The sequence below is a fragment of the Spirosoma sp. 209 genome, from assembly GCF_002006735.1.
GTDB lineage: Bacteria > Bacteroidota > Bacteroidia > Cytophagales > Spirosomataceae > Spirosoma > Spirosoma sordidisoli.
In genome coordinates this window covers 222,969-247,208 of the sequence record NZ_MVEC01000001.1, presented here as the reverse complement: position 1 = coordinate 247,208, position 24,240 = coordinate 222,969, and the positions used below count along the sequence as shown (strand labels likewise).

Genomic DNA, 24,240 nt, shown 5'->3' with positions numbered 1-24,240 from the left:
ACGTATGCAAGTTATGAAACGGCATCTGACCATCCTGCTTTTCCTGTCGGCGATTATTGCCGCCCGCGCCAGCTCAATCCTGATCCCGATGGACGATCAGCAGGCCAACCACCTCAAAGCCTATGGCATTGCGTATAAAATGCTGAAAGACGACCAGGACGTCGACTGGCTGTTGAACTACCGGGGTGGGGCGTTTCTGATTAAGCACTCGGCCGCGCTGGAGACCGAATGCCGGGTGCGGGGCGTATCGTTCGAGTCGATTACCGATAGCCGGGCGGCTTCTATCCGCCAGCAGCTGGCTGATCCCGATCTGAATATGAACGTGGTGACGCTGCACAAGGCGGCTAAGATCATTGTTTATTCGCCCATTAAAGTGAGCCCGTCCGAGTTCGAAAATACGGATGCCGTACTGCTGGTGCTGACCTACGCCGAAATTCCGTTCGAGGTCGTGTATGATGAAGAGATTCTAAAGGGCGACCTGCCCAAATATGACTGGCTGCACCTGCACCATGAGGATTTTACGGGTCAGTTTGGGCGGGCCATTCACCGGCAGACGCTGGCCGACATCAAAGCGCAGGAAGACATCGCGAAGAAATATGGGTTCTCGAAGGTATCTACCATGAAACTGGCGGTGGCCAAAGCCATCAAGGAGTTCTGCGCGGGCGGAGGCTATCTGTTTGCCATGTGTTCGGGCGCTGAAACGCTCGATATTGCGCTGGCAGCGGAGGGCGTCGATATTGTAGGAAGTGCGTACGACGGCGATGGTACCGACCCCGACGCGCAGGCTAAGCTGGACTTTACCAAAACGCTGGCGTTCGGAAATTTCACCCTCGAAGGCGACAATGGATACCGGGGCTTTTCTACGTTTTCTGACATAAACTCGGCCGCCGGTCGGGGTTATGACCAGACGGCCGGTTTCTTCGAGCTGTTTAACTTCTCGGCCAAATGGGACGTAATTCCGGCCATGCTTACCCAGAACCACGAACACATTATCAAAGAGTTTTTTGGGCAGACCACCGCGTTCCGGAAGGCCGCCGTCAAACCCAGTTCGCTGGTGATGGGGGAGGGGAAAACCTCCGATCGCTACATCTACGGCGAAGTAGGGCGGGGCCAGTGGACCTTTTACGGCGGTCACGATCCCGAAGGTGTCCGCGGGGGCGGCAGCTGGCGCACCCCTACCGACCTTAATCTACACCCGCATTCGCCTGGCTACCGGCTCATTCTCAACAACGTCCTGTTCCCCTCGGCCCGCAAAAAGAAGCGCAAAACGTAGAGACGCATCCGCCCGGCGGCCCTGCCTATGCGTCTCCTACGCGTCAGCAACACGGCGTTATAGGGGAGGGGTGGTTGTACTTACAAATTGCTGACGCATAGGAGCTGCATGGGGTCTTGTTGCTGACGCGAATGAGACGCATGGGCCGGGCCGCCGGGCGGATGCGTCTCTACGGTTAATCAGGAATGTTGTAGGCTTTTTTTACGGCTTCGTAATCGTTGAGGTCGATGGCCGCCTTTCGCCCGCCAACCGCAGCGCCACCCGGAATAATGACGTAGCGGAACTGCTGGCTCGACAACGCATAGGAAGCAACCAGCTCTATGCGCCCCACGTAAAAGCGCTGGTGTACCGAATAGCTTGTGCCCCCGATTGTCTGCGCATACGGCAGGGCAAGTACCCGGCCGCTCTCGCTCCAGTACACGCGGATATCGGCACGGTCCAGAACGGCTTGCGTGATGGCTGCGGCTGTAATGTTGCCCGTATAGCTGCTGCCACTGCCCGAGAATGTGGTCGGAATCCAGGGCGAGTACTGAACGTTGGCGGTGCCTGTCTCGCCTTTGGCACCTTGCGGACCAGCCGGTCCGGTGGGGCCAGCAGGTCCGGCTGGTCCGGTGGGGCCTACTTCGCCGTCTTTAGGCTGACAGTTTTGAAAAACAAACGATCCAAGGAAGAGGGTAGCCACGAGCAGGCCTGTGTGTAAACGTTTCATGTTGAACAGTGATTAATGAGTAAGGTGATACGACTTCTTAGTCGCATCACCCCCACTGTCGGAAACAGCAACGAGTGAACACAGGTAGTACTACCGGGAAATTACGTAGATGTACGCACCAGATCAGACATAGGGTAATGAGTCAGGCTACCCGGATAAACGACAGAGAGGTCAACGCCATACGCTGTTGCTTACAGCGGGCGTTGACCTCTCCGTTCAGTTATATGGTCTGATTATACTGGCTATCAGTATCAGGCCAGCGTCGACTCGACTTTAGCTTTGCCGTTGTGATAGGTTCCGACAACCGAGTCGATGATCGACGAGATCGTACCCGAGGCCGAGTCCCCCAGCGACTGCGCCTGTTGCCGATAACGAGCTTTATCGATCGGGTTGGCGTTGGTATAAGCACGTACGAGCGCGTAGCCCGCCACAGCCGCCAACGCAATGCCGATCCCAACGGTCCAGGCTGGCGTTTTCTGGTCCTGCCCTGACTCATGCTTGGGCGAGAGCAGCTTGCGCATCAGAGAGGCCAGCGCTTCCTGGGGCGACACATAGGACATGAGTTCCTGCGCTTTGTTACCCAGCCCGCCGGGGATTACTTTGGCCTCGCCTTTCATCAGCGCCTTGTAGCCGTCTTTAGCTACCATAGCCGGATCATCCATCATGTCTTCAACGACCAGTTTGGGCGCACCCGCTTCGCGGAAAAAATTGGTGGCCGTGGCGTTGGGCATCAGCGCCGTCATGGTTACGTTGGTGCCTTTGAGTTCATTATTGAGCGACTGGGTCAGGCTCCAGACATACGCTTTGGTAGCCGCATAAACCGACATCAGCGGGAAAGGCGTTACCGATACCATCGAAGCCAGCTGCAGAATACGGCCTTCGTTGCGGGCTACCATATCGCTCAGAAATAGCTTGGTCAGTAGTGTGGTGGTCAGCACGTTGAGGTGGATGAGCTCTTTCTCGCGCGCCCATTCTGTTTCGGTGGCAAACTTCCCGTAGGTACTCGCCCCCGCGTCGTTGACCAGAATATTAATCGTAATGCCTTTGCTCTGTAACTCGTCGTACAGCTCCTGCGCTACATCTTCCCGCGCCAGGTCTTTGTTGATGACGGTAATCTGCTGGGTTCCGTAGTTATTGCGGAAGACATCGGCCAGCCGGTCGAGGGTTTCTTCACGTCGGCCAACCAGCACCAGGTCGAATCCATCCTGGGCAAAAAGTTTGGCAAGTTCCTGACCAATGCCACTGGAGGCACCGGTGATAAGGGCTGTTTTTCCTGTTCCTTCTTTCATAACGTTGTGATTAAGTAACGAATAATACTCTCTAGAGAACCGGCGCTGGTCGAAGTTGTTCGAATACGCTGGGTGAGGCAAGGTGCCGGTAAGGTTCGCTTACGCACAAATAGCCACGGAGATTTGTTATACAGGAAACTAACCAACGCCATGAAATTACCCCATCTTTTCCTGTTGCTTATCGGGCTGGTATCGGCTTGCTCCCCGTTTCGGGTTGTTCGTAACGAGTCGGATCGGTCGGCGACCTGGGCGGCTTACCGGACCTATGCTTTTGTCGATACAGCCCGTATCGACCCAACCCCCCGCGATTCATACCAGGCAGCTATGGAACAGGTCAAACAGGCCGTAGCTATCGAGTTGAAGAATCGGGGCTATGAGCCTACGAAAGATAATCCGGACCTGCTGGTCAATCTGGGGGCCGTGGTGAAGGAGCGGACGCAAACCCGGCAGACCACGATTCGGGAAGCCCCGCTGTATATTGGTCAGCGCCGGTACAGCTGGCGGAGTCAGGAAGTGCCGACGGGAACGTATCAGGAGGGAACCGTAAACTTACATATAGTCGACGCGCAGCGTAACGCCCTGCTGTGGGATGTAGCCGTCTCAAGCGTACTCAACCGACGAACGCTGGACCCTGAGCAGATCAGCAATGCCGTCGCCAACGTGTTCGAACGGTTTCCGGGGAAAAAGTGAATGGATGGTAAATGATGAACTGGCGCGGTCACAGTCGCCCCTCGTTCATCATTTACCATTCATCATTCATGCTACACCGCTTCCTGCTCGGCCTCGGCTTTGGTTTTGTAGTAGGACCCGGCCACCGAGTCGACTACGGAAGCCAGTGCGTTTTTAGCCGACCGGCTCGCTTTGCTGGCTTTATACCGATACCGCGCCCGATCGATCGGACCGGCATTTCGGTAGGTGGCATACAGAACGATACCCGTTGCCACGAGGGCTGCTACGCCGATGCCGAGGGCCAGCGCCGACGACTGCTCTTCCTGCTGGGCGTTGCGATCTTCCATCTGCTTCCGCATGTTGGCGGCAACAGCCTGATCGGGCAGAAAGTGAGCGGCCGCTACCTGTACTTTATTCATAGCACCCGACACAATCTTGTCTTTGCCAGCCATCATGGCTGCGTACCCATCTTTGGCCACTACAGCTGGGTCGGTTGAGCGGGCCTGATCCTGCGCTTTTGTGTTCATCGCGCCCGCCTTGTTGAAGAAATCGGTATCCGTCGCGCCCGGCATCAGCACCGTAATCGAGACGTCAGTATCTTTCACTTCGTTACGCAGCGCTTCGGAAAACGAATAGATAAACGACTTGGTGGCTCCGTAAACCGCCATCATCGGGTTAGGCATCACAGACGCTACCGACCCCAGCATGAGAACCTTCCCTTCATTCCGCTTCACCATATCTTTCAGAAACAGCTTGGTCAGGTGGACCAGTGATGTCAGGTTGACCTGAATGACATTCAGTTCTTTCTGGAGATCGGTTTCGGTCGCAAACTTGCCATACTCGCCAAAACCGGCGTTGTTCACCAGGGCGTTTACGGTAATGTTTTGCCGGGTTACCTCATCGTAGATTTCCTGCGGAGCCTGCGGACTCGACAGGTCTTTCTCGATAACCGTAATGGTCGATGTGCCAAACTGGTGTCTGTACTTGTCGGCCAGATCCTGAAGTTTATCTTCGCTTCGGGCTACGAGAACGAGGTTATACCCATCTTTGGCAAATAACGTTGCCAGTTCACGGCCAATACCGCTCGATGCGCCGGTAATAAGAGCTGTCTTGCCTGCTTCGGTTGTCATAGGAGTTGAGTGTGTTAAGTTGATCGCTTACCATTCAACCTGACGGGCGGGAAGTTGTTTGGACAGGACGGGGAGGAGCGGCATCAGCCCCCCCATGGCCATCCTCTGCCTTCGCTTATTTAACGACTACTTTAACGTCGATTTTTTTCAGCGTCGGTTTGGGGATACCGGATGTATCCCGTTTGCTGACGCCGGTGCCGCGTCCGATTGCGTCGATCCGAACAAAATCGATACCCGACGACATCAGCTGCTGCTTGATCTGGTTGACCCGCTTGAACGACAGGCTCTTGTTGGTAAGCGCTCCACTGGCATCATTGGCGTAACCGATCAGCTGAATTTGCAGCGAAGGATAGGTTTTCAGCAGCGTGGCCAGCTCCCCAACGGTTGCCTGCCCCGACGTCATGGATAACGAACCGGGCGAGAACGACACCTCCGTCAGTGGGAAGATCCGGCCTTTGGGTAGGGCTGCGTTGCCCAGATAAGGCGTCATTTGCTGCGTCAGATTACCGGTTGGCGTGGTGGGCGCGCCCCCGACAGCCAGACCGGTTGCGGTAGTTGCCGCGGTTGCTGATGTAGAGCGCGGAGCCGGCTCGGCCGGCACGGCCAGCGACCGGGTTACGGTATCGGCCTGGATGGTATCGCTCGTGACCGGGCCCGCGTCGGTAACGATCTGCTCATCGCCGGCGTAATTCTGGGTATTCTGATAGATGTAGTAGCCTCCGCCCAGTACGGCCAGAACCAGCAGCCCACCTACGGCCAGCTTTGCCAGGGAGCTGTTGTTCCCGGCTTCTTCTTCGGCGGGTTCGTAACTGATAGGTGGGCGCGAAGCCGTAGCGGTCTGGCGGGATGGCGAAGCCACTGGGCGGGTCGGTGCCTCGGTCGCGGAACGGCGGGCCGGCGCTGCCAGGCCCGAAACGATCTGCTGCAGCCCCACCTTCTCGACCAGCCGGGGCATGAATTCGTCCGGTACGGTGTTGATGAGAGCATCGCGTTCGGCAAAGAGCAGCGAGGCCAGCCCATCGGCGTCCAGCTTCCGGTCTTTAACCTGTTTACCCAGGCCGTGCAATACGATCGTGGTGGTGAGACCCAGCAGCGAAATAGCCGATGAGTTGCGGATGCCCGCGTAGCTCGAGATCATGCTGCCGATCGAGCTTTTCATGGCGGGCAGCAAATGACTGATCACATCATTACCCTGCGTAATGAGCGTATTGGTATGCGCCGGATCGCGTAGTGACTGATCGAGGTTTTCGATCAGACTACCGTCATAACGCCCTTTTTGTATATGGCTGAATAACTGATTGACTCCAATTTCAGTAGTTGTCCGCTTCATCAGACCACCAATAATGGTGTATACCAGACCGTCAACGGCTTTATTGATTTTATCCGCCGGTTCGTCTACGTACAGCGCAATACGCGATACGACGTCCGGGTTGAATACAGTATCGAATGTGTTGAACAAATTCATAAGTAGGAAAACTCGATCGGGCAAAACAAGGGTGTCGTTCTCTTCACAGTCAAAATCGGCACATTACCCCTTTTATGACCCCCCTCCGGGATAAAATTAGGCAAGGTTTACTAAAGGACACGCAAGCCCGGTTGATAAATTCCCGATTTATCGCTTCGGCAGGCGTTCGATCGATTCCTGATAGTCAGTTTCAACGATACGCAGGCGATCCTGGCAAAACGTAATCAACTCGCCAGCCTGTCGGATTTTGGCCGGCAGTTCGTCGAGTGCGATCTCTTCGTTCTCGATCTCTTCAACCAGCGCTGTCAGTTTTTCGTAAGCTTCCTGATAGGTCATGTTGTGTTTTGTTGTCTATACGTCAATCCTGGCCACGCACTTCTCCACGTTGCCTCTACATCAGCTCACGACGGTGATGGTGCCATCGTGCAGCTGAACCTGAAGGGTTTCGCTCTGACGGACCTCGGCCGCCTTTGTAACGATCCGGCCCTGACGTAACAGCAGGGCGTACCCCCGCCGGAGCACGTTGGCAGGGTCAAGGTGCCGAATCGTAACTGCCTTCTCGGTTAGTTCGGTATGCCGGTCGCGGAGGTAGTTGTAAGAAACAAACCGCAGCCGGTCGGTTTGCATATCAAGCTCTTCGCGGGCGTTCTGGAGTACATCCCGGGCAACAACGCCCATTCGGTCGAGGAGCCGAAGGCAGCTTTCTTCGAACTGTCGGTTGTGTTCGATGAGGAAGCCCGCGGCCTTGGTCGGTGTTTTCACACTCTGGTGACACATCATGTCGGTAATACTGACGTTGCGCTCGTGCCCGATACCGGCCAGAATCGGAATGTCGAAACCGGCAACGGTCAATCCCATCAGCAGGGTGTCGAACGAGCCGAAGTCGAGCTGCGAGCCCCCGCCACGCACCAGAACAACGGCGTCGTAGGGCGTACTGCTCAGCCGTATCGTTTCCAGCTGCTGGCAAATAGCCTGTTCGGCCCCTTTGCCCTGCACCTGGGTCAGGTACTCATCTACCGAGAACGTATAGCCATAGGGGTTAGCCGCCAGCTCATGGCGAAAGTCACGCCAGCCATCGGAGCCCGGTGCGGCAATCAGGGCCAGGCGCTGCAACACGGCCGGTCGGGGCAGAAGCTGATTAGCCGTGATGTATTGTCCTGCTTCGAGCCAGACCAGGTCGGGGTAATCCCGAACCAGCGTGTCCAGCACCTCCTGCCGCTCGCGTTCCAGATTGCCCAGCGTGTAGGAAGGGTCGATCTTCAGGATTTCGAGTCGCAGGCCATAAACCGGGCTGAATCCGACCGATACCAGGAGCAATAGTTTTACGTTCCGCGCAAAGGCGACGCCGGTTGCGGTTTCGAAGTCGCGGATGGTATGGTAGTTCCGGCGCCAGATGCAGGCATCCAGCTTGGCCAGCGTTTCGTGCCGACCCGAGGGGCCGTCTTCCCGCTCGACCAGCGTCAGGAAGCAGTACCCCCGGTCGGGGTAATTCTTGATATCGCTCGTTTCGGCCACAACCCATATCGGCTTCTGTCCGAAGGCGTTGTCCAGAACAGCTTCAAGGGTGAACGCAAGATCGGATAAGCGAATAGGTGACATAATAGAGTGAGTGAATGAGCGACTGAACGACTGGGTGAAGGCCGACTGGAGCGGCTACTCACTTACTCATTCACCCATTGATCAAAGTCCTTCAAACTGGCGCAGAAACCGTACGTCGTTTTCGGTATAGAGCCGCAGATCGTTGACAACGTACTTGAGCTGGGTGATCCGCTCGATACCCATTCCAAACGCAAATCCGGTATACTCTTCGGGATCGATGCCGCAGTTGGCGATGACCTGCGGGTCAACCATGCCCGATCCTGCAATTTCGACCCAGCCCGAATGTTTGCAGATGTTACAGCCCTTGCCGCCACAGATCTGACAGGAGATGTCGATTTCGGCGCTTGGCTCGGTAAACGGGAAGTAAGACGGTCGAAACCGGATCTGCGTACCCGGCTCAAACATCTCTTTTACAAAGTGATACAGCGTATCTTTCAGATCTTTGAAGCCTACATTCCGGTCAATATAAATACCCTCTACCTGGTGGAACATGCAGTGGGCGCGGGCCGAAATGGTCTCATTCCGATACACCCGGCCTGGCATAATGGAGCGAATTGGGCGGAACGGGGCTGAGCTGCCATTAGCGCGCTGACGCTCCATCAGCCGGATCTGTACGTTCGACGTATGCGTCCGCAACAGCATATCGGATTGCTGACCGTCTTTTTCGACGAAGAACGTATCCTGCATATCGCGGGCCGGATGGTTATCCGGGAAGTTGAGGGCGCCGAAGTTGTACCAGTCCGACTCGATTTCGGGGCCGTCGGCTACGTTAAAACCAATCCGTTCGAAGATCTGGATAATGCGCTGACGAACCAGGCTCAGCGGGTGTTGCGTACCGTTCAGATTGGGTACAGTGGGCAGGGTCAGATCGATAGGCGCCCCGTCGGTACCGGCTGGCTGATCGTCAATCTGCCTGGCAAACTCATCGAAACGCTCCTGCGCCCGGTTCTTAAGCCCGTTGAGGGCCTGGCCGACCGCGCGCCGGTCGTCGGCAGCCACCTGCTTGAGCCCGTCAAACAGTTCCGTAACAACCCCTTTCCGGCTGATGAATCGCAGTCGAAACTGCTCCAGCTGTTCTTTCGATGCTACTTCGTACTGATCTATTTCCCCGTAAATCTCCTTAACTCGGTCCAGCATACTACACTACCTGTCATTGTATAAGGCAAAGGTACGGAAAAACGGAATGAGTGCCGATTTAAGAACCGTATATGCCAGATGGGCGTGGTCTTTATTACCCAAAACTGTAGAAAATGATGACAACATGTGACCATGCGTTGCTTTACGGATGGTCATTGAGTAAGCGGTAAAATACCACTGATTAATAACAGTTTATAAAGAAGATGCCAACGTTTAATAAAACGGCGGGAAGGTAGGTCTGATTGTTGCACAGGATGAGGTGTATTACGCACAGTAACTCCCTAGGTAGATCGCGATTACTAGTTCCCTAAGTAACTGAACATCAACCTTAAACTATCAATCATTATTCTTCACTCAAAACGACTATGAAAGCATTCGCTAACGACTCGATTTTCGATCCAATGTCCATTCCTTTCCACAAAAGTGTGGAAAAAATTGCCGATTCTTCGTGCATGCAGAAGCTGTTGATCCCATTCTACGATCGTAAGCGAACAATTTCTGTCGATGAAATTGTGCGGCTCGAAGGGTCAGGAAATTACACAAACTTCTTTCTGAAAGACGGCACCAAAATGCTGGTGTCCCGGACCCTGAAAGAATATGAAACATTGCTCGACGGCCAGGCGTTTGTCCGGGTTCACAAATCGTGTATCGTTAACCTGGGCTTTGTTCGTAAGTTTTTTGTCAAGAAAGAAGGCGAGCTGGAGTTGATTGATGGTCAGCAGGTGAAAATTTCCCGTCGCCGGGCGCAGATGTTTATGGATCGCATCCGTGATTTTCAGCCAGTTGCTGTGAGCTAGACGCGCTCATCCGTAGAAATTACCATATGTGCTCCGTAGGATGCTGCATAAGGCCATACGTATTTCTACGTAATCAGGTGGGTACTACCACTCAAATGTAGACCAAAAAATATTTATAACGGTCTGATAGTTAGTTGATTGGGTGTTAATCTGATCGGCTGGCTGCCAGACCGTTTTTTCGTGAGGTTGCCTCCGGATGGTAATTTTGAGTCATCAGACACGGATTCAAACACGGACTTAATAACCCCTAAGCATGGAAGCGAACCTCTTTTCTACTGTACAGCCCCCATTAACTGCTCCTCAATTTCCAGCTTCGTATCAGCGAGGTACTCACCGGATTGCGTTACCTTATCTGAACCGCACCATATTTATTGCGGTCGATGATATCCTCTGTCTGCAGGGCGAAGGCAACTATACCTTCCTCCATACCCGCGACCGGAAACGGTATCTGGTATCGAAAACCCTGAAAGAATTCGAAAAAACGCTCGACAGCACGCTGTTCCTGCGGATCCACAAATCATACATCGTGAACCTGGCTTACGTACAACACAGTGTGTTTACCAAAGAGCGGCAGGTACGACTGGCCGACGGTCGGGAGGTAGCCATATCGCGCCGTCGGATGAAAGACATTACGCTGCAACTGGCTCAGTACCGCCAGCGGATGCATAATTAATAGAAACGGTAAGCAACAACACCTAAAAGGGGCGGATACATTGCGTATCCGCCCCTTTTAGGTGTTGTTGCTTACCGGCCTTAAAACAGTTTATACGCCAGCGTTACCTGCCACGATTTGAACCGCTGGTTGAACTTGCCGGATGCGTCGTTGATCTCCGCCACGTCAGACAGGTTACCTTCGTACCGGACGTCGATACCGAGCGACCCGATGTCGAGGCCGCCCCCAACCTGGTAGCCGTAATACGCTTTTGACCAGGCATCGTTCAGCGTACCGCTGGTATATTGCTGAATAGCCTCGCCCAGCCGCTGATTATCATCGATACGCAGCGATACAACCGGGCCAGCTACTACCCGGAGCGGACCACCTTTAATACCGATCAGCACCGGAATATCGAAACTCGTTGTTTTGATGGTAACCGTTTCCGACTGCCCGTTGCGGACGACATCGAACTGGCCCGATCGGGTCGAGTAGAGGACTTCGGGCTGTAAAAACAGGTTCTTCCCGAAGCGGGTATAAATACCGAACGACGTACCCGTGCGGCTCTTGTAGCTGTCACTGATGCTGTTACGGAACGTCTGGCCATCAACATTGACCGAGGGAGACCCGTTGGAATTCGTAGTGGTACTTACAAAAGGGCCGAATGAAAGTTTTGAGAGGTTGACCCCGCCTTTAATTCCGATCTGGAAGCCTCCCTGCGCAAACGTGAGCGCCGGCAGGAGTGTCAATGCAGCGATTAGCAGTTTCTTTTTCATGGTTGTCTGATTGTACTAGATGGTTAAACGTTTAGTCGGGACCGGCGGTGTGCCAGATCAACTTATTTCGAGGAAACGGCGTTTATCTAATGAATAAGGGCAATGCGTAAAAACTGATTCGAGCCGGTTTCGGGGCTTGGACTGGCCAGCATCCGTTTGGTTTAAACGACCTGGTAATAACTCTATCACTGAACATCCGCCGTTATTCCAGATTCCTGAAATGGCTAAACTGAAAACCACTTATTTCTGTCAGAATTGCGGCCAGCAGTCGGCCAAATGGATGGGTCGCTGTGCTACCTGTGGTGAATGGAATACTATAGTAGAAGAGGTAGTCGCTAAAGACGAACCCGAGAAAGGAGGCTGGCGCAGTCCGTCGGCCGGTCCCGGCCATGTACGTGTGGCTGCCAAACCCAAAGCCCTTCATGCGATCAATTACGAGGAGCAACCCCGCATTCCAACTATCGACGGGGAGCTGAACCGGGTGCTGGGGGGCGGTATCGTTCCCGGCTCGCTGGTGCTGATCGGGGGCGAGCCCGGTATCGGTAAATCGACGCTGTTACTCCAGATTGCGCTGAGCCTGTCGGGTATGCGGGTGCTGTACGTGTCGGGCGAAGAAAGCGAGCAGCAGATCAAGATGCGGGCCGAACGCCTGGATGCACCCGTCAGCGACTGCCATGTCATGACCGAAACGTCGACCCAGAATATATTCCGGGTAGTGGAGCATTTCGAGCCGGAAGTGCTGATCATCGATTCGATCCAGACGATGCAGTCGTCGCTGGTCGAGTCGGGGGCGGGGAGTGTCTCGCAGGTTCGCGAGTGTACGACTGAGTTCATGAAATATGCCAAAGAGTCGGGCGTGCCGGTATTTATGATCGGTCATATTACCAAAGAAGGATCGCTGGCTGGCCCTAAAGTGCTGGAGCATATGGTCGATACGGTGCTGACGTTCGAGGGGGATCGGCATACGACCTACCGGATTCTGCGAACGACCAAAAACCGGTTCGGCAGTACCGATGAGCTGGGTATTTATGAAATGCTCGGTTCGGGGCTGCGGCAGGTAACCAACCCGTCGGAGATTCTGATTTCACAACGCGACGATGCGCTGAGTGGCGTGACCATCGGGTCGATGCTGGAAGGCAACCGCCCGCTGATGATCGAGTCGCAGGCGCTGGTGAGCGTGGCCACCTACGGCACTCCGCAGCGCAGCAGCACCGGCTTCGATGCCAAGCGGTTAAATATGCTCCTGGCGGTACTGGAAAAGCGGGGCGGCTTCCGGCTGGGGCAGCAGGACGTTTTTCTGAACATAGCCGGGGGGCTGCGGGTCGAAGATCCGGCCATCGACCTGGCCGTTTGTGCGGCTGTCGTGTCGAGCTACGAAGATATTGCCATCGCGCCCTCCATTGCGTTTGCGGCCGAGGTTGGGCTGGGGGGCGAGGTGCGGGCCGTGAGCCGGATCGAATCGCGCATTGCCGAAGCCGAAAAGCTGGGGTTCAAAGAAATCTATATTTCCAAGTATAACCTCAAAGGGCTCGATACGAAAAATATGGGGATCCGCATCCGGCCCGTATCGCGGCTCGATGAGGTCTTTCAGGGAGTATTGCTGTAGGTTTGTTTATCTGATCACATCAATGGCAGGGCAGGTTCATCGAATGAGGCTTGTCCTGCCGCCGATAACGCATGTGCGTCGTAACTTATTTGCCCCTGCCCGAAGGTGGTTTTGTGCTGACATCCAACCGCGACGAGCTCAGCAGCCGACCGGCTGCGCTGGCCCCGCAGGCGTATACGCTGGCCGACGGGCTAGTTTGTTTCCCCAAAGATCCGACCGGCGGAGGGACCTGGCTGGCTACTTCCGCCACAACAACCGTCTGCCTGCTCAACGGCGCCTTCGAGCCCCATCTTCATCAGCCACCCTATCGAAAAAGCCGCGGCCTGGTCGTGCTTGATTACTTTAGCTACCCCAGCCCGGCGCTGTTTACCGACCGCTACGACTTCAGCGGTATCGAGCCCTTTACGCTGGTTATCGTCAGCCACGCGTCAGGTACGCCGGCGCTGCATGAGCTGCGCTGGAATGGGATGCAGGTTTACCTCCGCAACATGCCGCCCCAGGTGGCGCATATCTGGTCGTCGGTGACGCTGTACACGCTGCCCATGGCCGAACTTCGAAAAACCTGGCTGGCTCAGTTTCTTTATAAACAACCTCATTATACAGCCGCCGACGTGTTTGCGTTTCACCAAACGGCGGGCGACGGCGACCCGGCCCATGATTTTGTCATGCACCGCCCCGCTTATGGTCTTCAAACCGTGAGCATCACTCAGGTGTACCACAGGGCGGCTGACCAGCAGATGCGGTATCTCGACCTGAGTGCGCAGGCCTCGGTGCAGGTGGCGGTTGGCTAGAACGAATACAGACCCATCGGCTGTCCGGCCGTGCGGAGGGCGCCCCCCAGTTTTAGGATAGTGAAAAAATGGTGGGCTTCGTGGAGCAGAAAAAATTCAGTCCAGCCTTCCAGGGTCATCGGTCCATAGGCCGGGTGAAGACCCGTGCGCGTCAGGTGTTCCTCGTGTAAAATACTGAGAAAGGCATTGAGGGCTGCCCGTTCACCCCGGAATCGTTCAAGAAGCGCGTCGAACGGGAGTTCGGTCCAGGGTAAAAAGCCGGGATCGGCATCGGCAGCATAGCGCTCGAACCGGGGTTCGTCCTGGGTAGTGATCCGCTGCATTCGTTCCAGAAAAACTTCCTGATAACGACCCAGATGCGCCAGGTTTTCGGCAATGGACCAGGTGCTGGGCTGGGGCCGCTGGTGAAGCTGCTCATCGGAAAGACCGGACAGCAAATGATCAAGGGCGTCGGGCTGGGCCGACAGTCGGGACAGGAGGGATGGTTTCATTACCTGAAAATAAAATACGCGCAAAAGAGGGCAAAGAAAGAATCTGCCACAAACCATTATACGTAACTACAGTTAATTCATGGATTATATTACTCAACACGTTAATTGAACCTTAGTTATGAGCTACATTAAAGCGGGTACTGACGCCCAGGGCAATGATGTAAAATTATTCTACACCGATCAGGGTACAGGAAGCCCGGTTGTGCTGATTCATGGCTGGCCCCTGAGCCACGAAATGTGGGATTACCAGCTGGCCGAACTGCCCAAGCATAACCTGCGGGTTATCGCCTACGACCGGCGTGGCTTCGGTAAGTCGAGCCAGACCTGGACCGGCTACGATTACGATACCCTGGCGGCTGACCTGAAAGCCGTACTGGACGAACTGGATCTGCAGAACGTTACGCTGGTTGGCTTCTCGATGGGCGGTGGTGAAGTGGCCCGCTACATGGCCAATTACGGCGGTGCCCGGGTGGCACGGGTCGCTTTCGTCAGCGCAGTAACGCCTTACCTGCTCAAGACCGACGATAATCCCGATGGCGTAGACCAGGACGTATTCGATACGATGGTCGAAAATATCAATAAAGACCGGGCTGACTTCCTGCAAACCTTTGGCAAGCAGTTCTACGGGGTTAACCTGATCAGCCACCCGGTTAGTCAGGCGCACCTCGACGGCGATTTCGCCCGGGCCTATGTGGCGTCGCACAAAGCAACGGTCGATTGTGTACGGTCCTTCTCCGAAACCGATTTCCGGAACGACCTGACCCAGATCACGGTGCCTACGCTGATCATTCACGGCGACTCTGACAAAACGGTACCCATCGAGTCGTCGGGCGAACTGACGTCGAACGCCCTGCCGAACGCGACCTACATCGTATACGACGGAGCGCCCCACGGCCTGTTCGTAACCGAGAAGGATCGGCTCAACCAGGATCTGCTGGCTTTTGTGCAGGAAGGCGTAACCACCCGCGAACCCCTGAGTACAACGACGTATTAATCCGTAGTTGACATACAGTCCGACTCCGGACCGGCTGCCCACTTCTGAAAAGAGGTGGGCAGTTTTCGTTTAGCCCAGTTGCCGGTACGTTCTGACGTAACCCGAGGGGGTCTGGCCGGTTATCTGCCGGAACTGGCGGTTAAAGTTGGAGAGGGTTCTGAATCCACTTTCAAAACTGATCTGAGCCACACTTAAATCCCCTTTTACCAGTAACTTGCAGGCGTGGCCGATGCGAACTTCGGCTACAAAATCAAGGAAGGTTTTGTTGGCGTGAGACTTGAAATAGCGGCAAAAGGCGGGGGCTGTCATGCCGGCCAGATCGGCAATGGCAGCGAGGTGTATTTCGTCGGAGAAATGGTCCATAACGTAGTCGTGAACGATCTGCATCCGGCGGTAGCCCGACCCATCTATTTCGTATGGTTTCACGGTATTGGTGTAGCCCGTGCTGGTCAGGAGCCGGTAATTCGTGGCGTGGGCCAGCTCGTTCAATAGGGTAAGCAGGCTCAGCACCCGATCAAAGCTGATGGGCTGCTGGGTCAGGTTCCGAAGCGCGGCCTCGGTACGGTCGCGGGTGTCGCCGATCCATTCGAGTCCCCGTCGCGAAAGTTCGAACAGCTGCCGCAGAGCCGCCATTTCGGGCTTGTTGATAAAATCAGCGCCCAGGAAGCCTTCTGAGAAATACACAACGATTCCCTTTGTCAGCAAGCCGCTGGACCGGTCAAAAAAGGCCTGATCACTGCGCCAGAGGTGTGGCAGGTTAGGACCCAGAAAGACCAGATCGCCCGGCCCAAACGGCCGGATCGAGTCGCCGATGAAGCGCGTGCCCGTACCTTCCTCTACCATGAACAGCTGGTAGTGCGGATGAAAATGCCAGTTAGGATCGAAGTGCGGTTCAACCAGTTCCTTGACCAGGAACGAAGCGGAAACCGGTTCAAGGTCTTTACGTAAGGGCTGTTTCATAAGACTGGCTTGTTATTTACTCGAATATGGGATAAAAGGTCGAAAATTAGTGAAAAAATAGTCAGTTTTCGGCAATATAAGCCGCGCATCCCACTAGTATACTCAATACATTTGTTAACTTTTTATAGATCGAATATGAATAAGTATGGAATGAATCTATTTGTCTGGACGATGACGATGGAGGAAGATCTGTCCGACACCTTCTCGTTTCTGAAAGCAAGCGGTTTTGATTTCGTTGAGATTCCCATCAATAACGCCGATGACACGGCCCGCTGGAAACGCATCGGGCAGCAGTGTGCCAGTCTGGGGCTGGGCGTTCAGACCTGCACCATCTGCGGTCCCGAATACAGTCTGATCAGTCCGGACGCTGCTGTTCGTCGGGCTGGGATCGATTTTCTGAAGCGGGTTGTCGACTGTTCAGCCGCGGCTGGCTCGAAAATTCTGATGGGCCCCCTGTTTGCCGGGTTCAAAACGTTTGTCGGCCGGGCCGCTACAGCTCAGGAGTGGGACTGGTCGGTAACGGCCATGCGGGAGGTTGCCGAACATGCACAAACGCAGGATGTCACGCTGGCCATCGAATCATTGAACCGGTTCGAGATCTACCTGCTTACCTGCGCCGACGATGTATTTCGGTACATTGAAGCGGTTAACCACCCCAACTGCCGGGCTGCTTTTGACACGTTCCATGCCAATAGCGAGGAGAAGAGCCTGGGCGCGGCCATCCGTACCTTAGCGCCCTATCTGGTGCACGTGCAGATCTCGGAAAACGACCGCTCAACGCCCGGCCAGGGGCATATCAATTTCGATGATGTGTTTGCTGCGCTGGACGAGGTAGGTTACGATGGACCTGTCGCTATCGAAGCGTTTGGCCCGAATCCGCCGGAGCTGGCTGCGGCTACGCACATCTTCCGCCCCATGTTTCCCTCGCCCGAGCAACTGGCCGTAGACGGACTTACTTTCCTAAAAAGCGAGCGACATAAAGAACGCAAGAGTATTACTGTATAGCCACTCGTTCGCTGATACGTCAGCGTACTGATTCACTCATTTGCCTTTTCACGCATTACTTTATGAAACTGAACATTGCCATTGTCGGCCTCGGTTTTGGGGCTGAATTTATCCCGATCTACCAGCGGCATCCCAACACCACGATGTACGCCATTTGCCAGCGTAATGTTGAGAATCTCAACAAAATCGGCGATGCGTTCGGGATCGAAAAGCGGTACACCAGTTATGATGAACTGCTGGCTGATCCGGCCGTTGACGCTGTTCACATCAACTCGCCCATTCCGAACCATGCCGAGCAGAGCCTGAAAGCGCTGCGGGCGGGCAAACACGTAGCCTGTACCGTACCGATGGCCACCACGGTAGAAGAGTGTGCCGAGATTGTGAAGGCCTGCCAGGAATCGGGTAAGAAATATATGATGATGGAGACCGTAGTGTACAGCCGCGAGTTTCTCTACGTCAAAGAACTGCACGAAAAAGGGGAGCTGGGCAAAGTTCAGTTCCTGAAAGCCAGCCACCAGCAGGATATGGACGGCTGGCCCGACTACTGGCCGGGTCTGCCCCCCATGCATTACGCCACCCATTGCGTTGGGCCGGTAGCCGGTCTGCTGCGGCTCCAGGCCGATTATGTGTCGTGCTTCGGATCGGGGACCATTCGCGAAGAGCTGGCCTCTATCCATAACTCACCCTTTGCGGTTGAGTCGGCGCATATCAAGTTTAAAGACAGTGATCTTTCGGCTTACGTGTACCGGTCGCTTTTTGACGTGGCCCGGCAATACCGGGAAAGTTTTGAGGTCTACGGCGATAAGAAATCGTTTGAGTGGCAACTGATTGAAGATGAGCAGCCAGTATTACATACGGCCAAGAAACCGGAACCGGAAATTCCTGAAAAGGTAACCGTGCCCGACTACGCGCATCTGCTGCCGGAACCCATTCAGCGGTTTACGACGAAGGGCGTCTATGATGCTGACGAAACCCAGCACCTGTCGTTCACGCAGGGTGGGGGCCACGGTGGTTCCCATCCGCACATGGTCCATGAGTTTGTGTCGGCCATCGTGGAGGATCGCGACCCGTTCCCCAATGCGGCACAGTCGGCAAACTGGACAAGCGTTGGTATCCTGGCGCATGAGTCGGCTCTGCGGGGCGGAGAGATCATAAAGCTGCCGGATTTTTAGCGGTTCCGGACCGGGCGGGTACCAGTAGTGTCGATGCGCCGGCTTCGGAAATGAATAGTATGTCCTCTATCGCCGAAGCCGGAACTTCGGCACTACATGAACATCAATGATGTATCGTACCTACTCTCTTATTGGTCTGCTGCTGACGGCTATTGTCCTAACCCAGTGTACCCGCCAGTCGACCACACAGACTACCGTTCGGTCGGAAGCCGCCAAACCCCGGCGCACCGAGATTCTGTTTCTGGGCGATAACGGCCACCACAAACCCCGCGAGCGCGTGGCGCAACTCATGGCTGCCCTGGGTAATCGCGGCATCAATATTACCTATACCGATCGGCTGGCCGACCTGAATACCGACAACCTCAACCAGTACGACGGGCTGCTGATCTTCGCCAACTGGGACAGCCTGCCCAAACCGCAGGAAAAAGCCCTGCTGGATTACGTGTCGGCGGGCCACGGGGTCATTCCGGTTCACTGCGCGTCGTACTGCTTCCGCAACTCGTCCGAATACGTCGACAAAGTGGTTGGCGGGCAGTTCTGGCGACATCGGATGGATACCATCCAGACGCGGTTCACCCAACCCAACAGCCCCATTACGGCTGGTTTGCCTTCGTTCAAGGCTTACGACGAAACCTACCTGCATACGCACTTGCAGGCCGATAACAACGTGCTGGCCGTTCGCGATATTAAAGCCGACCAGGCTAAAGACAAGCCGGGGGTAGCCGAAGAACCGTATACCTGGACCCGCTCGTACGGCAAGGGACGGGTATTCTACACGGCCTATGGACACGACGAGCGCACCTGGGGGCAGCCGGGTTTTCAGGCGCTGCTGGAACGAGGTATCCTCTGGGCCGTGGGTGATGCGGTTAAGCAGCAGCATGACGCCCTCAACCCGCAGCCCTTTGCCTACGGCGAAGCCAAACTGCCGAACTACGAAAAACGGCCTGGCCCTCAACTGCGGCAGGACCCCCTCTCGCCCGAGGAGTCGATGAAACACATTCAGGTGCCGGTTGGCTTTTCGCTGGATCTGTTTGCCCACGAGCCGAACGTCATGCACCCCATTGCCCTGGCCTGGGATGAGCGGGGCCGGCTGTTTGCCCTGATCACGAAAGATTATCCCAACGAACGCAAAGCCGAAGGAACCGGCTCCGACTACATCGTCATCTGCGAAGATACCAACGGCGATGGCAAGGCCGACAAGTTCACCAACTTCGCCGAGGGGCTGAACATCCCCACCGGTATGACCTTCGCCAACGGCGGCCTGTACGTGGCGCAGGCTCCGCATATGCTGTTTTTGCAGGATACCAACGGCGACGACAAGGCCGACGTGAAGAAAATCGTTTTTACCGGCTTCGGTACGTTCGATACCCATGCCGGTCCAAGCAACCTCCACTATGGATTCGATAACTGGATCTGGGGCAGTGTTGGTTACTCGGGCTTCAAAGGGGTTGTCGGCAACAGCAAAGATTCGCTTCGCTTTTCGCAGGGCTTTTTCCGGTTCAAACCCGACGGTTCAGCGCTCGAATACGTAACGGCCACCTCCAACAACACCTGGGGTATGGCGTTCAACGAAACGGGCGACGTTTTCGGCAGTACGGCCAATAACGCACACGGCTGGTACGCGCCCATTCCGAATCGCTATTTTTCGGGCGGGCCGCACCTGAGGGAGAACGGGAGCCGCGGTACCGATACCCACAAAGACATGAAGCCGATTACCGAGCGCGTTCGGCAGGTCGACGTGTTTGGCGGGTTTACGGCGGCTGCCGGTCATAACGTCTACACGGCGCGTTCGTTTCCGGCTTCGTACTGGAACAAGGTCGCGTTCGTGTGCGAACCAACGGGGCATATCGTTCACCAGAATGTGCTGAAGAAAACCGGTACCGACTATGAAGATGCCGAAGCGGCCGGCGTAGGGTTCAACCTGATGGCTGGTGCCGACGAGTGGTTCGCGCCCGTATTTGCCGAAGTAGGCCCCGATGGTGCCGTATGGGTAGTAGACTGGTACAGCTTCATTATTCAGCACAACCCCACACCCAAAGGCTTCGAAAATGGAAAGGGAAATGCGTACGAAACCAATCTGCGCGATTTCACCCACGGCCGTATCTACCGCGTAGGCTATAAGGGCGCCAAGCCCTATACCGCCATGTCGCTCAGCAAAGACCGGCCCGCCGAACTGATTGCCGCGCTGAAAAACGATAATATGTTCTGGCGCCAGACCGCCCAGCGCCTGTTGATCGAGCGGAACAACAAAGACGTTGTTCCCCAGCTGATTGCGCTGGTCAACGATTCGTCGGTCGATGAGATCGGCAACAACCCGGCTGCTATTCACGCGCTCTGGACCCTGCATGGCCTGGGCGAAATAAACGCTGCCAATCAGCCCGTCATGGCCGCGCTAACGTCGGCGCTGAAGCATGAGTCATCGGGCGTACGCAAAACCGTAGTACAGGTCATGCCCCGCACGGCTGAGTCGGCCGCTATGCTGGTGCAGGCCGGTGCGCTCAACGACAAAGAACCGCTGGTGGTGCTGAACAGCCTCCTGGCCCTGTCAGAGATGCCGGGTAGCGCGGCTACGCAGCAGGCTATTCTGGCCCGGCTGGGTTCGGCCCGGGAGGTAACGGACCGCTGGTTGCCCGATGCGTTTGCGCTGGCACTGACAACCAACAAAGGACAACTGCTGAAGACGTATCTGAAACAGGTGTCGGCAAACGCACCGACCCAGCCCAGTACGGCGCCAGCCGATCAGCACCACAATCATACCGGCGCCAGACAGGGTGGTGGCCCCAGCGCGCCCGAAGAGATGCCCCGGCGGGCCATTGCGCAGTCGAAAAACAACAAGCCTGACCTAGTCATTGCCGCTGTTCGGTCAACGCCCCAGTCGCCCGAGTTGCGGCAGAGTGCCAAGATCGAAGTTGACGTGATGAACGCAGGCGATGTGGCCATACCGGCCGGAACGCCGATCCCGATGTCGGTTCGGATCGAAGGACCGGTTGGGGCTGATGAACCTGCCCGGCTTGATTACGTCAGCGTATCGCACACAACCGGCATCAAGCCCGGCGAGACGGTAACCATCAGCAAAGGCAACAACGGCCCCTGGAACACCGAGTTCTGGATGAATTTTGAACGGGCCGGCCAGTACAACGTAACGGTCATGCTCGATCGGGAGAACAAAATCGCGGAGGATAACGAGCAGAATAACAACACCGTATATAAGGTGACCTACCGGGCGCCCCAGGACATGAGTGCTTATGTACTGGAGCGGGCCAGCCGTAGCTACGCATCGGCTCAGCCCATCGATTCGGTTGTGGCGCTGCTCAAAACCGCTCAGAAGATTGGTTCGGCCCACGGGCAGGCCATCATCAAAGGCGTAGCCGAAGGCTGGAACCCGCGGCAGAAAGCGCAGGTTGCCGACGCCGACAAATCGTTTCTGGCCAGCCTGAGCAATACCGTTTCGCCCGACATCAAGGAGCGGCTCGGCCGGTTATACGAAGCCTGGGGCGTGGCCTCGGCCGAACCCGTCGACCCAAACGTGGAGATCGTGCGGCTCAAAACCGTGCGGGAAGAGATGCGGTACGACAAAAAGACGTTTACCGTAACGGCGGGTAAGTCGGTCGAGATCGTACTCGAAAATCCGGATGCCATGCAGCACAACCTGGTCATTGGGAAGCAGAAAACCATAGATGCGATCGGTGCGGCTGCTGACAAGATGATCACGGCCAAAGATGGCGCCGAAAAGAACTACGTGCCCGCCATACCGCAGGTCATTGCCGCTACGCCACTGGTCAACCCGGACCAGACGTACCGACTCAAGTTTACGGCCCCTGCCCAGCCCGGCGATTATCCGTTTGTCTGCACGTTCCCGGGCCACTGGCGGCTGATGAACGGGGTGATGAAGGTAGTGGCGGGTAAGCCCGCTACGGCTACCCGGTAACCCAGAAACGAAGACACCGTTCGTTTTCAGCGGTCAAAGCTGTACATTGCAAACCGGCAGGTCTGTCCTAAAGCAGGCTTGCCGGTTTTGCATGAAAAACGAGAAACAAAACCACGAAAGCGATACGCTGCTGTCAGAACAGCCCGTTGCTGCCGTCACCTCGCCTGCCCAGACACCGCTTGCCACCATTAACGTTTCGTCAGAAATAGGGACGCTCAAGCGGCTGCTCATTCACAGCCCCGACCGTGGACTGGGTAAAGTAGTGCCGTCGAAGGCGCAGGACTGGCTCTTCGAGGATATCGTTCATCTGGACATGATGCGCCGGGATGAGTACGATTACTACGTGAAGATTCTGTTATATTTTCTGGACCCTGATAAAGTAAGCGGCCGCATAGCCAGCCTGGGTCCCGACTCGGATCGTAACTTCTTCAAACCCGACCATCCGGCCTACTTCCGCTCCGATAAGGTCATCGATATACAGTGTCTGCTATCCGATATTCTGGCCGACGAGGCCATCCGGACCCGGCTGATCGCGGCTATATGCGGCATCGAGCGAACGGCGTTCCGGACCCAGCAGCTGCTCAACCAGTTCGATGCAGTCGAGCTGGCCAAGATCATGATCTCGGGATCGCTGCCCGACCAGACCATGCTGTTCTCGCCCCTGCCTAACTTCATTTTCACGCGCGATATCGGCATTGTCATCAACGACCATATTCTGCTGAACAAACCCGCCAAGCTGGCCCGCACCCGCGAGGCTTTACTGGCGCAGTATATCTTCTTCAACCACCCCATCTTTGCCAGTTACCAGGATAAAATCATCGAAATTCCGGATAACGAGCACGCCTTCCTGCTGCCCGATGCCGACGTAAACAGCGACGTTACCCGATCAACGCTCGAAGGGGGCGATGTGATGATGATTGCCAAACGACACCTGATGATCGGCGTCAGCGAACGAACCACCCTGTACGCGGCTCAGCAGGTGATGCGGCTGGTGTTCAGCAAGAACCTGGTCGATACCGTAACGATCATCAAGATTCCGAAGAAACGCGACTACATGCACATCGACACCGTATTTACGCAGGTGAAACGCAATGTGTGGGTGCTGCTGGGCTCGCTGGCCCGCACCGGCGATGAGGCCAAGAAACGGGATGTGCTGCACTTTTTCTCGCCCAAAGACCTGTCTGAAGAACTGAAAATACTGCAGTTTATTAAAGGACTGGAACATAAGCCGATCGAGATCGACAACCTCGAAGACCTGCTGGCCGACATCAGTAAGAATGATCTGGGCGCTGCAGAACCGGTACGGTTCATCTATTCGGGCAATAACGAATTTCCGTTCGGAGCCCGGGAGCAGTGGACCGACTCCTGCAACCTGCTGGCGTTGAAGGATGGGGTAGTGGTGGGCTACGACCGCAACCAGAAAACGGCCGAAGCGTTCCGGGAAGCTGGGTTCGACGTTATTGAAGCGGCCCGACTACTCGATCGGTTCGAACGGGGCGAGTCGTCGCCGGCCACCATTCAGAATACCTTCATTATGCTGCCTTCGGCCGAGCTGAGCCGGGCACGCGGGGGTTCCCACTGCATGAGCCTGCCGCTGCTCCGGGAAGAGGTCTAAACCCAATCGGGCCGTCGCCGGGCCTGAACGGGTAAATTACCCTGTTAGCTGGTTGTCAACTAAACAGCCGTCAGCCAGTTAGCCAGCCTGTCGGCCGCTTTCGATCGGTAGAACCCGATTCGGAAGGCGGCCGACAGACTTTATGAATGCACCCGGATCGCCAAAAATCATTGGCAAAATGA

The 24,240-nt window shown here is 55.6% G+C and carries 21 protein-coding genes; 11 read left to right on the top strand and 10 right to left on the bottom strand.

All coding sequences use genetic code 11. The features are described from left to right. Positions 1 to 13 precede the first annotated feature (13 nt). Positions 14 to 1,273: an asparagine synthetase B gene (locus B1C80_RS01075; protein WP_077919196.1), complete on the top strand. Its 1,260-nt coding sequence runs from the start codon at positions 14 to 16 to the stop codon at positions 1,271 to 1,273. A gap of 175 nt (positions 1,274 to 1,448) precedes the next feature. Here B1C80_RS01075 and B1C80_RS28285 read toward each other — a convergent pair whose 3' ends face one another. Together B1C80_RS28285 and B1C80_RS01065 are read right to left on the bottom strand one after the other, a co-directional pair. Beyond that, a complete protein-coding gene (locus B1C80_RS28285) occupies positions 1,449 to 1,982 on the bottom strand; it encodes a collagen-like protein (protein WP_161492690.1) in 534 nt (177 codons plus the stop codon). 251 nt (positions 1,983 to 2,233) lie between these two features. After that, positions 2,234 to 3,271, bottom strand: a complete 1,038-nt coding sequence (locus B1C80_RS01065; RefSeq protein ID WP_077919194.1) for an SDR family oxidoreductase — start codon at positions 3,269 to 3,271, stop codon at positions 2,234 to 2,236. Between the two features lie 150 nt (positions 3,272 to 3,421). On the opposite strand from B1C80_RS01065, the gene B1C80_RS01060 reads away from it, so the two are divergent. Beyond that, positions 3,422 to 3,961 carry a DUF4136 domain-containing protein gene (locus B1C80_RS01060; RefSeq protein WP_077919193.1) on the top strand — a complete coding sequence of 180 codons (540 nt, stop codon included), beginning with the start codon at positions 3,422 to 3,424 and terminating at the stop codon, positions 3,959 to 3,961. A 71-nt stretch (positions 3,962 to 4,032) separates the two neighbouring features. Here B1C80_RS01060 and B1C80_RS01055 read toward each other — a convergent pair whose 3' ends face one another. The 5 genes from B1C80_RS01055 to pheS form a co-directional block, all read right to left on the bottom strand. Then, a complete protein-coding gene (locus tag B1C80_RS01055) occupies positions 4,033 to 5,070 on the bottom strand; it encodes an SDR family oxidoreductase (protein ID WP_077919192.1) in 1,038 nt (345 codons plus the stop codon). 115 nt (positions 5,071 to 5,185) lie between these two features. Next, the gene (locus tag B1C80_RS01050; protein ID WP_077919191.1) at positions 5,186 to 6,535 is read right to left on the bottom strand and encodes a DUF937 domain-containing protein; all 1,350 of its coding nucleotides are present in this window, start codon (positions 6,533 to 6,535) and stop codon (positions 5,186 to 5,188) included. Between the two features lie 147 nt (positions 6,536 to 6,682). Further along, entirely contained in the window at positions 6,683 to 6,871 is a 189-nt protein-coding gene (gene xseB / locus B1C80_RS01045; RefSeq protein ID WP_077919190.1) for an exodeoxyribonuclease VII small subunit, read from the bottom strand. A gap of 60 nt (positions 6,872 to 6,931) precedes the next feature. Beyond that, positions 6,932 to 8,134: an exodeoxyribonuclease VII large subunit gene (locus tag B1C80_RS01040; RefSeq protein ID WP_077919189.1), complete on the bottom strand. Its 1,203-nt coding sequence runs from the start codon at positions 8,132 to 8,134 to the stop codon at positions 6,932 to 6,934. An 81-nt stretch (positions 8,135 to 8,215) separates the two neighbouring features. Continuing rightward, the gene (gene pheS, locus B1C80_RS01035) at positions 8,216 to 9,271 is read right to left on the bottom strand and encodes a phenylalanine--tRNA ligase subunit alpha (RefSeq protein ID WP_077919188.1); all 1,056 of its coding nucleotides are present in this window, start codon (positions 9,269 to 9,271) and stop codon (positions 8,216 to 8,218) included. A gap of 365 nt (positions 9,272 to 9,636) precedes the next feature. Between pheS and B1C80_RS01030 the strand changes: the two genes are divergently transcribed. Beyond that, positions 9,637 to 10,068 carry a LytTR family DNA-binding domain-containing protein gene (locus tag B1C80_RS01030; RefSeq protein ID WP_077919187.1) on the top strand — a complete coding sequence of 144 codons (432 nt, stop codon included), beginning with the start codon at positions 9,637 to 9,639 and terminating at the stop codon, positions 10,066 to 10,068. A 253-nt stretch (positions 10,069 to 10,321) separates the two neighbouring features. Continuing rightward, positions 10,322 to 10,741, top strand: a complete 420-nt coding sequence (locus B1C80_RS01025; RefSeq protein WP_077919186.1) for a LytTR family DNA-binding domain-containing protein — start codon at positions 10,322 to 10,324, stop codon at positions 10,739 to 10,741. An 80-nt stretch (positions 10,742 to 10,821) separates the two neighbouring features. Here B1C80_RS01025 and B1C80_RS01020 read toward each other — a convergent pair whose 3' ends face one another. Next, entirely contained in the window at positions 10,822 to 11,496 is a 675-nt protein-coding gene (locus B1C80_RS01020) for a porin family protein (protein WP_077919185.1), read from the bottom strand. A gap of 220 nt (positions 11,497 to 11,716) precedes the next feature. Here B1C80_RS01020 and radA point away from each other — a divergent pair, with 220 nt between their 5' ends. Next, positions 11,717 to 13,102 (top strand): DNA repair protein RadA, encoded by a 1,386-nt coding sequence (radA, locus tag B1C80_RS01015; RefSeq protein WP_077919184.1) that lies wholly within the window; start codon positions 11,717 to 11,719, stop codon positions 13,100 to 13,102. Positions 13,103 to 13,173: 71 nt separating this feature from the next. Next, positions 13,174 to 13,893 carry an NRDE family protein gene (locus B1C80_RS01010; protein WP_077919183.1) on the top strand — a complete coding sequence of 240 codons (720 nt, stop codon included), beginning with the start codon at positions 13,174 to 13,176 and terminating at the stop codon, positions 13,891 to 13,893. Here the strand turns inward: B1C80_RS01010 and B1C80_RS01005 are convergent. Further along, positions 13,890 to 14,384, bottom strand: a complete 495-nt coding sequence (locus B1C80_RS01005; protein WP_161492689.1) for a DinB family protein — start codon at positions 14,382 to 14,384, stop codon at positions 13,890 to 13,892. The genes B1C80_RS01010 and B1C80_RS01005 overlap by 4 nt on opposite strands. A 118-nt stretch (positions 14,385 to 14,502) precedes the next feature. Here B1C80_RS01005 and B1C80_RS01000 point away from each other — a divergent pair, with 118 nt between their 5' ends. After that, a complete protein-coding gene (locus tag B1C80_RS01000; protein WP_077919181.1) occupies positions 14,503 to 15,378 on the top strand; it encodes an alpha/beta fold hydrolase in 876 nt (291 codons plus the stop codon). 69 nt (positions 15,379 to 15,447) lie between these two features. Here B1C80_RS01000 and B1C80_RS00995 read toward each other — a convergent pair whose 3' ends face one another. Beyond that, positions 15,448 to 16,338: an AraC family transcriptional regulator gene (locus tag B1C80_RS00995; protein WP_077919180.1), complete on the bottom strand. Its 891-nt coding sequence runs from the start codon at positions 16,336 to 16,338 to the stop codon at positions 15,448 to 15,450. A gap of 135 nt (positions 16,339 to 16,473) precedes the next feature. Between B1C80_RS00995 and B1C80_RS00990 the strand changes: the two genes are divergently transcribed. The 4 genes from B1C80_RS00990 (at position 16,474) to B1C80_RS00975 (ending at position 24,058) form a co-directional block, all read left to right on the top strand. After that, positions 16,474 to 17,343, top strand: a complete 870-nt coding sequence (locus B1C80_RS00990; protein ID WP_077919179.1) for a sugar phosphate isomerase/epimerase — start codon at positions 16,474 to 16,476, stop codon at positions 17,341 to 17,343. Positions 17,344 to 17,405: 62 nt separating this feature from the next. Then, positions 17,406 to 18,515 (top strand): Gfo/Idh/MocA family protein, encoded by a 1,110-nt coding sequence (locus B1C80_RS00985; RefSeq protein WP_077919178.1) that lies wholly within the window; start codon positions 17,406 to 17,408, stop codon positions 18,513 to 18,515. A 106-nt stretch (positions 18,516 to 18,621) separates the two neighbouring features. Beyond that, positions 18,622 to 22,443 carry a PVC-type heme-binding CxxCH protein gene (locus B1C80_RS00980; protein WP_369822658.1) on the top strand — a complete coding sequence of 1,274 codons (3,822 nt, stop codon included), beginning with the start codon at positions 18,622 to 18,624 and terminating at the stop codon, positions 22,441 to 22,443. 91 nt (positions 22,444 to 22,534) lie between these two features. Further along, on the top strand, positions 22,535 to 24,058 hold the full coding sequence (locus B1C80_RS00975) for an arginine deiminase family protein (RefSeq protein ID WP_077919176.1): 1,524 nt from the start codon (positions 22,535 to 22,537) through the stop codon (positions 24,056 to 24,058). Positions 24,059 to 24,240: the final 182 nt, after the last annotated feature.

What these genes read in the sequence shown, in the direction of transcription:
- B1C80_RS01020 (WP_077919185.1), bottom strand. Translation starts at nt 11,496, where the DNA reads ATGAAAAAGAAACTGCTAATCGCTGCATTGACACTCCTGCCGGCGCTC.
- B1C80_RS01060 (WP_077919193.1), top strand. Translation starts at nt 3,422, where the DNA reads ATGAAATTACCCCATCTTTTCCTGTTGCTTATCGGGCTGGTATCGGCT.
- pheS (WP_077919188.1), bottom strand. Translation starts at nt 9,271, where the DNA reads ATGCTGGACCGAGTTAAGGAGATTTACGGGGAAATAGATCAGTACGAA.
- B1C80_RS01010 (WP_077919183.1), top strand. Translation starts at nt 13,174, where the DNA reads ATGTGCGTCGTAACTTATTTGCCCCTGCCCGAAGGTGGTTTTGTGCTG.
- B1C80_RS01005 (WP_161492689.1), bottom strand. Translation starts at nt 14,384, where the DNA reads ATGAAACCATCCCTCCTGTCCCGACTGTCGGCCCAGCCCGACGCCCTT.
- B1C80_RS01040 (WP_077919189.1), bottom strand. Translation starts at nt 8,134, where the DNA reads ATGTCACCTATTCGCTTATCCGATCTTGCGTTCACCCTTGAAGCTGTT.
- B1C80_RS00975 (WP_077919176.1), top strand. Translation starts at nt 22,535, where the DNA reads ATGAAAAACGAGAAACAAAACCACGAAAGCGATACGCTGCTGTCAGAA.
- B1C80_RS01065 (WP_077919194.1), bottom strand. Translation starts at nt 3,271, where the DNA reads ATGAAAGAAGGAACAGGAAAAACAGCCCTTATCACCGGTGCCTCCAGT.
- B1C80_RS00990 (WP_077919179.1), top strand. Translation starts at nt 16,474, where the DNA reads ATGAATAAGTATGGAATGAATCTATTTGTCTGGACGATGACGATGGAG.
- xseB (WP_077919190.1), bottom strand. Translation starts at nt 6,871, where the DNA reads ATGACCTATCAGGAAGCTTACGAAAAACTGACAGCGCTGGTTGAAGAG.
- B1C80_RS01025 (WP_077919186.1), top strand. Translation starts at nt 10,322, where the DNA reads ATGGAAGCGAACCTCTTTTCTACTGTACAGCCCCCATTAACTGCTCCT.
- B1C80_RS28285 (WP_161492690.1), bottom strand. Translation starts at nt 1,982, where the DNA reads ATGAAACGTTTACACACAGGCCTGCTCGTGGCTACCCTCTTCCTTGGA.
- radA (WP_077919184.1), top strand. Translation starts at nt 11,717, where the DNA reads ATGGCTAAACTGAAAACCACTTATTTCTGTCAGAATTGCGGCCAGCAG.
- B1C80_RS01055 (WP_077919192.1), bottom strand. Translation starts at nt 5,070, where the DNA reads ATGACAACCGAAGCAGGCAAGACAGCTCTTATTACCGGCGCATCGAGC.
- B1C80_RS01030 (WP_077919187.1), top strand. Translation starts at nt 9,637, where the DNA reads ATGAAAGCATTCGCTAACGACTCGATTTTCGATCCAATGTCCATTCCT.
- B1C80_RS01000 (WP_077919181.1), top strand. Translation starts at nt 14,503, where the DNA reads ATGAGCTACATTAAAGCGGGTACTGACGCCCAGGGCAATGATGTAAAA.
- B1C80_RS00995 (WP_077919180.1), bottom strand. Translation starts at nt 16,338, where the DNA reads ATGAAACAGCCCTTACGTAAAGACCTTGAACCGGTTTCCGCTTCGTTC.
- B1C80_RS01075 (WP_077919196.1), top strand. Translation starts at nt 14, where the DNA reads ATGAAACGGCATCTGACCATCCTGCTTTTCCTGTCGGCGATTATTGCC.
- B1C80_RS00980 (WP_369822658.1), top strand. Translation starts at nt 18,622, where the DNA reads ATGATGTATCGTACCTACTCTCTTATTGGTCTGCTGCTGACGGCTATT.
- B1C80_RS01050 (WP_077919191.1), bottom strand. Translation starts at nt 6,535, where the DNA reads ATGAATTTGTTCAACACATTCGATACTGTATTCAACCCGGACGTCGTA.
- B1C80_RS00985 (WP_077919178.1), top strand. Translation starts at nt 17,406, where the DNA reads ATGAAACTGAACATTGCCATTGTCGGCCTCGGTTTTGGGGCTGAATTT.